A 9,087-nucleotide genomic window follows, 5' to 3' on the forward strand; every position below is an offset into this window, starting at 1 on the left:
GGATAGGTGCTGCCGTGACCAGCTCCGAAGATTGCCGCGCGGGGCGCCGTGCCATCGGCGAGGCGATCGGGCAAGCCTAGAAAGGAAGATCGAGTGGTCATTTCTGATCGCCTTCAGTCCCGCCGACGCATGATGAGTGGATTGGAGCAGGGTGGTTGCTTTGTATGCCGGATTCCATCGAGCGCATCCAGATCCATCGCATCCTGCTCGAAGCTGCGCTGATCCGATCCGGATATAGGAACACACATGGAGAGCATCGCGCGGCACCGCCGCGTCATCTACAGTGATATGTTGGTGCGGGCGGTCCGCAAAACGGATGTATTGTCTCGATCGACGCGCCGGTATCGGCGGCGTGTTCGAAAATCCGCTGCGAGGCCGAAGACCTCAGGAGGTGAGCGGCATTAGTGGGCTTCACTGCCTGGAGCGGACGAGGGTCAGGAGGTCGGGTGAAGATCTATGTTCCGAGTGTAGTGGAGGGGCAGGAATGGGTTCTTCCCGAACAAACCGACCGACCAGCTACCAGTTGGCTCCTGATGTTCTGTGTATCGTCGCTTCATTGGCCCATTGGATGATACGTGTTCATCTTTCCTGCTTCTCAGGTCGAGACCTCGCCGATTGATCGGTGCCGTCCTTACGACGCCGTCGGGGCAATCAATGCGTCCGGCCTGCCAGACCGACAGGATGCGCCAGGCGCACGCCTCGGCCTCCGCCGCCACTGCGCTCATGATCGCCAATCAGCTCGATCCCTGCTGCTCTGAGGGCGATTACGACGTTCTTCTGCATGTCAAACGCGCCGGGTAGATCGCTCTCGCCGGCCTCCATTCGTTGGATGGCTGACAGGGAAATGCCGGCACGCTCAGCTAGGCGTTTCTGGTCGATTCCAAGCAATGCCCGGGCTGCGCGAATCTGCGAAGCGCTAATCACATTTTGGTCTCCAGGCTACGCTGCTCCGCATTGAAACAGTCATCGACCAACGCGACGGCGTATGGAAAGACGGCAATTGTGATCAGTAAAGGGATCATCCCGGCTCGTCGTTTTTAAGCCGCGAAAACCAGAACGCGCTGATCAAAGCGCCTTTTATGCGGGGTAACAAAAGCAGTATCAGCGCTACAATAATAAGAGAGATCAATACCATTGTGACGGCGAAGTATGACAGAAGAAGCCCTTGGAACAAGAAATACAAGGGGGCTGCAAAGACGCCCGCAATGAGGATAGTGAACCAAGGCGCCGCATCGTCAGATTCTATGTCACCAAAGTGTTCTCCACAAACTGCGCAACGCTCCACCTGCTTCAGGTAGGTGCGATACAATTTCCCCTGACCACAGTTAGGGCATCGGCCCACCAAGCCTCGTGAAAGGGCGACTGGCAGAGTCGGCCGTGCAAATATGTCGCTTCCTTTGTCCATCAATGATAATGCATAATACATGACACTCAATGGTTCAACACCTAGATATACACTGTCTGACATGATGCTGCACGGGTCCAGCGTTAGGTTGCGGGGCTGCTGCGCCATCAGATGGACACTGTCTGACCATGCGCGCTTGCGGACTGTCATTTCAGATGATCGGCCAACTCGTAAGGCCCACTAGGACGCCTGAGCGTTGCACTCAAGCCTGCCGCGGCTATCTCGCCGACTGTTCACGGCGGAGGGCATCGGTTCCGTGAGGAACACCGGAAGCTAGCTGCCCGTCGGGTGATGGTTCCTGCCCGCTTGGCTGATGCAGTCCAGCGCGCTCATCACTTCCTGATCTCGGCCTGCTCCCTTGCAATCTGCAGCAGCCCGTCGACCAGTTTGCCCTGCTTCTGCTTCACGCTGCGATCGTTCAAGGCTCCGTTTTCACATCGAAACCTGGTTAGTCGGGATGCCATTTTAGGCCTGGAGGCTTTTGCTCCCCTTGTGGCGGAAGAGCCCTCCACATCGATAGTCAACCTCGAGCAACGCCAGCCTTTGAACTCACTCCCTCAAGCAAGGCGAGCAGGCCTTTCAGAATTTCGATGGGCGGCGGTGGGCAGCCTGGAATATGCAGGTCGACGGGCAGCGCCTCCGACACTCCGCGCATCACGGCATAGCCGCCGGCGAAACAGCCGCCGTTCTTCGCGCAATCTCCGAGCGCGACCACCCATTTGGGATTAGGAGTTGCGTCGTATGTCCGCTTCAATGCCTCGCGCATGTTTTTTGTGACCGGACCCGTGACGAGCAGCACATCGGCATGGCGCGGCGATGCGACGAACCGGATCCCAAAACGCTCGATGTCGTAGAAAGCGTTGTTGAGCGCATGCATCTCGAGTTCGCAACCGTTGCAGGAACCGGCGTCGACAGCCCGAATGGCCAGGCTTCTCCCCAGCCTTTTGCGAGCGGACCCGTTGAGGGCACGCGCCAATTCCTCGACTGCCGAGTCGCGTGCCACCGGTGGACGCTCGGTGAGAGGGGGGCGTATCAGGCTTTCGAAGAGAAGCTTGCGCATGACGACGTGCCTTCAGAGATCGTGGCCGGAATAGGAGCAGTTGAACGATTTGTTGCACAGCGGGAAGTCGGCGACGATGTTTCCCTCGATCGCAGCCTCAAGAAGCGGCCATTGAAACCACGACGGATCACGCAGGTGACAGCGCTCCACCAAGCCGCCCTTGCCGATGCGCAGCCAGGCCAGAATGTCGCCCCGGAAACCTTCGACAAGCGCCATGCCTTCATGCGGCCCGCCTGTCTGCGCGAAGTCGACACGGATCGGCCCATCTGGCAGTTGTGCCAGGATTTGCTCGACCAGGGATAGGCTCTGTTCAACCTCGTGGATACGAATCCAGACACGGGCGTTCACATCGCCCTCCTGGAGGACAGGCACATCGAAGGCGAGCTTGTCATAGGGTGGATAGGCGACATTGCGGCGGGCATCGAAGTCCCGGCCGGAGGCCCGCCCGACATACCCTCCAGCACGATATTGGCGAGCAAGCTCCACCTTCAGCCGGCCAGTTGCGACTGTCCGATCCTGGAGCGACGCCGTGTTGTCGTAGAGTTCGACCAGTGCGGGAAACCGCCGCCTGATCTCTGCGATCAGAGACCTGACCGCTGTCGCCCCCTCATCGCTGAGGAAGCTTGCCACCCCTCCCGGCACGATGCGGTCGCGCATCAAACGATGGCCGAAGGCTATATCGCTTGCCCGCAACACACGCTCACGCAGCACTCCGCAGTGGGCATGCATCAGGGCGAAGGCGGCGTCATTGCAAATGGCTCCGATGTCGCCCAGATGGTTGGCCAGGCGCTCCAACTCGGCCATGAGCGCTCTCAACCAGATTGCTCGTGAGGGAATCTCGACACCCAGCGCCGTTTCGACCGCGCGGGCAAAAGCCAGTGAATACGCCACGGTGCTGTCGCCAGAGGTCCTGCCCGCCAGTTTGGCTGCACGGTCGATATCGGACCCCGCCATCAAGCCTTCTATGCCCTTGTGCGTGTATCCGAGGCGCTCCTCCAGCCGGACGACCGTTTCGCCGCTCGCTGTAAATCGAAAATGCCCTGGCTCGATGATGCCGGCATGCACGGGCCCGACCGGGATCTGATGCAGGCTTTCCCCCTCGGCTGACAGGAAAGGGTACGGGGACACCGTTGCAGCAGACGTCCGGACGTGGGTATTCAATGGATAGCTGACACCCCAGTGGCCATGATCAAGCCACGGTCGCGTATCAGGCGCGCCTTGTGGCAAGAGGCCGAAAAGGTCAGCGGCCGCACGTTCGAGACGCAATGCCGGCGGATGCAGCCGACCGACCGATGGGTAGCGGCCGTCCGGGCATTTCAGGCTGATAACGCCGATGTTCCCGGCCGTTTCGTCAAGAAGCGCCATGTGGACGACGCTTGGCTCACCCCAAAGACCGAGCAAGCTCCAGTGACTCACGACCAGCTTTTCAACAGCAAAGTTCCATATTTGGGGGGGCACCACGGCGCGTGGCCAGGGGAGATGCTTTTTTACACGTCGGCCATCAAGTATGAGATCGATCAGCTCGGGCACGGTTTTTTTTCTCATCCCAGGATACTTGCGACATGCTGGAACCATGTGACCAGCGATGGCGGCAGATAGATGCCGGCGGCAAATACCAGCGCCAAGTGGGAATACATCGGTATATAGGACGCCTCGGCGGGTGCGGTGCTGCCGCGCGGTTCGCCGAAAGCGACACCGGTCAGTCGGAGCAGCAGGGCTCCAAAAGCGAGCAGAATCCCGAACACCAACGGCATCGCCAAGAGAGGGTGTCTGGCGAATGTCGAGCTCACTACCAGGAATTCGCTCATGAAGATGCCGAGCGGAGGGAGGCCGGCAATGGCAACGACCCCGATGACGAGCGCCCAGCCGAGCCCCGGATGCGTCTCCGTCAGCCCCCGGATCTCGGCTATATTCTGTGTTCCCTTGACCTGGGCAATGTGGCCTACCGTAAAAAAGATCGCCGACTTGGTCAGGCTGTGCATGACCATGTGCAGCAGACCGGCAAAATTGGCGAGCGGGCCACCCATGCCGAAAGCGAACACGATGATGCCCATGTGCTCGATCGAAGAGTACGCGAACAGACGTTTGATGTCGCGACGGCGGTAGAGCATGAAGGCCGCGAAAACAAGCGACGTCAGCCCCATCGTGATCATCAATGGCCCAGGCGCGATCGCTTCGGGGCTAGCCGCAAGCAGCAGCTTGAAGCGCAGCACTGCATAGAGCGCGACGTTCAACAGCAGGCCTGACAGCACCGCGGAAATCGGCGTCGGGCCTTCCGCGTGCGCATCCGGCAGCCAGGCATGCAAGGGCGCAAGGCCAACCTTCGTACCGTAGCCGAGCAGCAGGAAAACGAAGGCGACATTCAGCAAGGCCGGGTCGAAGCGAGCCGCATGCTCGATGAGCACCGTCCAGACCATGGCATTCGTGCCCTCGCCGACAACCGGCTGGGCGGCCATATAGACGAGGATGGTACCGAAGAGCGCAAGCGCGATGCCGACGCTTCCCAGAATGAAATATTTCCAGGCGGCTTCCAGCGCTTCGTGCGTGCGGTAGATCCCGACCATGAGCACGGTGGTCAGTGTAGCAAGCTCCACCGCCACCCACATCAGGCCGATATTGTTCGACACGAACGCCAGGTTCATGCCGAACATCATGATCTGGTACATAGCGTGATAAAATCGCAAGTTTGGTACGGTCAGCCGCCCTGTCTCGAGCTCGTGCGCAATGTAGGAGGCGCTGAAGACACTCGTCGTGAAACCGACGAATGCGTTGAGCACGATGAAGACGATATTGAGATCGTCGACGAGCAGGTATTGGCCCGGCAGCGGCCGATCCGTGACGAAGAGCGACACCGCGGCGAGCAAGGTCAGCAAGCTCGCGCCGACATTGAGGCCCGCCGATATCCGGTAGTTCGGCAGCGACGCCAGAAGTGCGGCCGCGCTGGCTGGTATCAGCAAAACGGCAGCCACCGCATCGAGGGATAACGCGGTCAACGGTGTTCTCCCCTGTAATCGTCGAGCGCGCCGACATCCACCGAGTCGAACCGCTCGCGTATACGGAACAGGAAAACCCCGATGACGATGAAGGCGATTAGGATCGAGAAGGCGACACTTATCTCGACGACCAGCGGCATGCCCTTTGCCCCCGTGGCGGCAAGGACCAGACCGTTCTCGAGCGACATGAATCCGACAACCTGGCTCACGGCATTCCGGCGGGTGACCATCACCAGAAGGCCCAGCAGTATGATGGACAGCGCGAAGGCCAGGTCCTCGCGGGCGAGGGGGTCAGCTTCGGGCGTGACGCGCAGCATCAACACCATGGACAGGGCCACCAGGCCTATTCCCCCAAGCATCGTCGGACCGATCCCGACGGCTGTCTCGATGTCGCGATGGATACCGAGCCGCTGGATGATGCGATGAAGCCCGACGGGAATGACGATCGCCTTGAAAACGAGAGCGATCGCCGCGGTGACGTAGAGATGATGGGCGTCCTGAATGTATGCCTGCCAGGCTACCGACAGCGCAAGCACGACGGCATGCAGCGCAAAGACGTTGATCAGCGCGAAAAGGCGATCCTGATAGAGCATCATGAAGCTGACCAGCACCAGGCCGCCGGCGAGCAAATGAGCGATGTCGAAGGGGAGACCGTTCATCACAGACTCCGCGAGACGAACAGCAGGAGCGTGCCGAGCAGCGCCAGCATGAGTGCGGCGCCCAAAAAATCCGGGACGCGGAAGACGCGCATCTTGGCGATGGCAGTCTCAAACACGGCGAGCAGAATGCCGCAGACGGCAAGCTTGCCGATATAGGCAACGACACCTGGAGCAAGGGATTCCGGTCCTGCCTCGGCGGTCGCCTGTCCCCAAGGTAGGAAGACGCAGCAAATCAGCGACATATAGAGCAGGAGCTTGAGGAAGGCCGCGAACTCGATCATCGCCAGATGGCGACCTGAATATTCCAGCACCATCGCCTCGTGAACCATGGTGAGTTCCAGATGGGTCGATGGGTTGTCCACTGGTATGCGGGCGTTTTCGGCGACCGCCACCATCACCAGGGCGATGAGGGACATCCCGAGCGATACCCGCAGCCCAACTTGCGGCGAGCCCATGAAGGCGGCGACCGTGGACAGCTGCGTCGCTCCGGCAACAAGCGCCAGGCTGAACACGATCAGAAGCATTGCGGGCTCGGCCAGGGAAGCGATCATGACCTCGCGGCTCGAACCTATGCCGCCAAAGCTGGTGCCGACGTCCATCCCCGCCAGCGCCAGGAAGAACCGAGCGCTCCCAAGCAGTGCAACGATGGCTATGAGATCCGCAGTCCAACTGAAGGTGAGCCCGGTAGCGAATGTCGGGATGAGCGCAGCCGCGACCCAGGTCGTGGCGAAGATCAGATAGGGCGTCACGCGAAACAGCCAGGAGGCGTTATCCGCCAGGACGACCTCCTTGCGCATGAGCCGTAGGAGGTCGCGATAGGGCTGGACGAGAGAGGGACCCTGGCGCCGCAGAAGTCTCGCCTTCACCTTGCGCACGAAGCCAGTCAGGAGTGGCGCCAGTAAAAGCACCAGGATCATCTGTGCGCCCTGAACGGCCAACTCAAGGATCAGGGCCATAGTGCGAGCACCAGGAGCAAGACAACGAGAAAGAGAAAGACGAGGGTCAGGTAGCGCCTGATCGTCAGGAACTGGAGATGGTTCAGGTGGTCGGTCGCAAAGTCGAGGGCCTTGCCGATGGGCAGATACAGCGTCTCCCAGATCACATCATGCATTTCGACATCCAGGCGAGCCGGACCGGTTTGGCCGGGGGGCGGCATTTCGACGGTTTCCCTCGCACGGAAAGCGAACGTGCCGAAGACGCGGCGGATAGGCTGTGCGAAGCTGACGGCCGTGTATTGCGAGCTTGGGGTCACATCCGCGAAGCCACAACCCCAGGCAGGACCCCGACGGATTGCATGCGACGCGAAACGGTGGATGGCATATGCTGCTGCGGCTGCTGAAAACGCGATGAACAGAAACACCAGCAGGCCGTTGTAGGAACTGCGGCTTGTCGCAATCGGCACGATCGACAGCCAGGGCTGCGCCATTTGCACGGGCATCCGGCTGCCAATCAGCGGGAGAGTCACCGATGATAGGCCGTCTATTACAAGACCTGGAACGATGCCGGCAAGCAGACACAGGGCCGCGAGGCTGAACATTGCAGTCAGCGAGTAGCGGTCGACCTCGTGCGCCGGTTCCACCGCGGCCGAGCGCGGCCTGCCGAGGAATGTGATCCCGAACGCCTTCACGAAGCAGGCCGCGGCCAGCGCCGCCGAGAGTGCCAGCAGACCACCGACGGCGGGCACCATGACCTTCAGTCCCCATTGTGGCAGGTCGGGGCTCTGCAATATGGCCTGGAAGGCTAGCCATTCGGAGACGAACCCGTTGAAGGGTGGAAGAGCCGAGATCGCGACGCAGCCGACGAGAAAGGCAAAACTTGTAAGGGGCATGCGATGGATGAGGCCGCCCAGCTTCTCCATGTCACGCTCACCGGTTGCCGTCAGCACGGCGCCCGCGCCAAAAAACAGCAGGCTCTTGAAGAAGGAATGATTGAGGACGTGGAACAGCGCGGCGGTGAGCGCCAGCGCCGCGGCCGATGGCATGGCATTCGCCCTGAATGCTAGCGCAAGGCCAAGGCTTACGAAGATGACGCCGACATTTTCAATGGTGCTATAGGCAAGCAGCCGCTTCAGGTCCTTTTCCATCAGCGCGTAGAGGATGCCGAGAACCGCCGTCAGGCCGCCGAGGAAAAGCACAACAACGCCTGACCACCATGCCGGCTCGCCGAGGAGGTCGAAAATAACGCGTATGAAGCCATAGACGGCGACCTTGGTCATGACGCCGCTCATCAGAGCCGAGACGTGGCTCGGCGCGGCCGGGTGAGCGAGTGGCAGCCAAACATGCAGCGGTACGAGGCCAGCCTTGGAGCCTGCGCCCAGCAGCATAAGAGCCAGGACGAAAGCGGTGGCGAGCGGGGTGGGGGAGGCGGCACGCATCGCTTCGAACGTGTAGTTCCCGCCAGGGCCTGACAGGAGACCGAACGCAAGCAGCAGTGCGAGCGTTCCGAAACTCGCCATCACGAGATAGATGTAGCCCGCCCGCGCATTGTCCTGTTCGCGATGGTGCGCCATGACGAGCGCCCAGGAGGCGAGCGACATGAATTCCCAGGACAGCAGAAAGGTGAAGGCGTCGTCTGCCATCACGACAAGGTTCATTGCGGCAAGGAAGGCCGGGAAGAACGGCAGCACGCGATGCGGCGCGGACTCGTGCCTGCCGTAGCCGAGGCCGTAAAGACTGGCCATGGCGCCGCCGAAATTGACGACGGCAAGGAAGAAAGTCGAGAGCGCATCCAAGCGGAAATGAGCGCCAATCCATGGCAACCCAAGAGGCAGCGCGGCAGTCGACGGGGTGACGGGATCATTGGCGATGCGGCTCGCGAGAACCAGGAGCACGGCCGCCGATATGCCTAGCGTCAAGCCGTAGATCAGGCGTGTTCCCGAGCCAGATCTACGGCTTTCCGAAACCGCAAGCACCGCGGTCCCCAAGAGCGCAGCAACGCCCCACAGGAGGACCGCGGCGCTCGAAATCACGC

The 9,087-nt window shown here is 60.7% G+C and carries 8 protein-coding genes and 1 pseudogene; all 9 read right to left on the minus strand.

Annotated elements, in window-relative coordinates:
- A pseudogene (locus EOA36_RS38340) lies at positions 1-101 on the minus strand (agmatinase); the annotation flags it as partial.
- A gap of 550 nt (positions 102-651) precedes the next feature.
- A complete protein-coding gene (locus EOA36_RS18005) occupies positions 652-924 on the minus strand; it encodes a helix-turn-helix transcriptional regulator (protein ID WP_127278781.1) in 273 nt (90 codons plus the stop codon).
- Positions 925-1,018: 94 nt separating this feature from the next.
- Positions 1,019-1,555, minus strand: coding sequence for a DUF983 domain-containing protein (locus EOA36_RS18010; protein WP_127278782.1), 537 nt, complete (start codon positions 1,553-1,555; stop codon positions 1,019-1,021).
- Positions 1,556-1,925: 370 nt separating this feature from the next.
- Positions 1,926-2,465: an NADH-quinone oxidoreductase subunit B family protein gene (locus EOA36_RS18015; protein ID WP_127278783.1), complete on the minus strand. Its 540-nt coding sequence runs from the start codon at positions 2,463-2,465 to the stop codon at positions 1,926-1,928.
- 12 nt (positions 2,466-2,477) lie between these two features.
- A complete protein-coding gene (locus EOA36_RS18020; RefSeq protein ID WP_127278787.1) occupies positions 2,478-3,995 on the minus strand; it encodes an NADH-quinone oxidoreductase subunit C in 1,518 nt (505 codons plus the stop codon).
- 11 nt (positions 3,996-4,006) lie between these two features.
- Positions 4,007-5,458: a hydrogenase 4 subunit F gene (locus EOA36_RS18025; RefSeq protein ID WP_127278784.1), complete on the minus strand. Its 1,452-nt coding sequence runs from the start codon at positions 5,456-5,458 to the stop codon at positions 4,007-4,009.
- On the minus strand, positions 5,455-6,117 hold the full coding sequence (locus tag EOA36_RS18030; protein WP_127278785.1) for a hydrogenase-4 component E: 663 nt from the start codon (positions 6,115-6,117) through the stop codon (positions 5,455-5,457). The genes EOA36_RS18025 and EOA36_RS18030 overlap by 4 nt, the downstream gene beginning before the upstream one ends.
- Complete coding sequence (locus EOA36_RS18035; RefSeq protein WP_127278786.1) at positions 6,117-7,073, minus strand: NADH-quinone oxidoreductase subunit H; 957 nt, start codon at positions 7,071-7,073, stop codon at positions 6,117-6,119. Before EOA36_RS18035 ends, EOA36_RS18030 begins: the two co-directional genes overlap by 1 nt.
- Positions 7,064-9,082, minus strand: a complete 2,019-nt coding sequence (gene hyfB, locus EOA36_RS18040; protein WP_127278788.1) for a hydrogenase 4 subunit B — start codon at positions 9,080-9,082, stop codon at positions 7,064-7,066. Before hyfB ends, EOA36_RS18035 begins: the two co-directional genes overlap by 10 nt.
- Positions 9,083-9,087: the final 5 nt, after the last annotated feature.

The organism is Mesorhizobium sp. M8A.F.Ca.ET.021.01.1.1 (assembly GCF_003998025.1).
GTDB lineage: Bacteria > Pseudomonadota > Alphaproteobacteria > Rhizobiales > Rhizobiaceae > Mesorhizobium.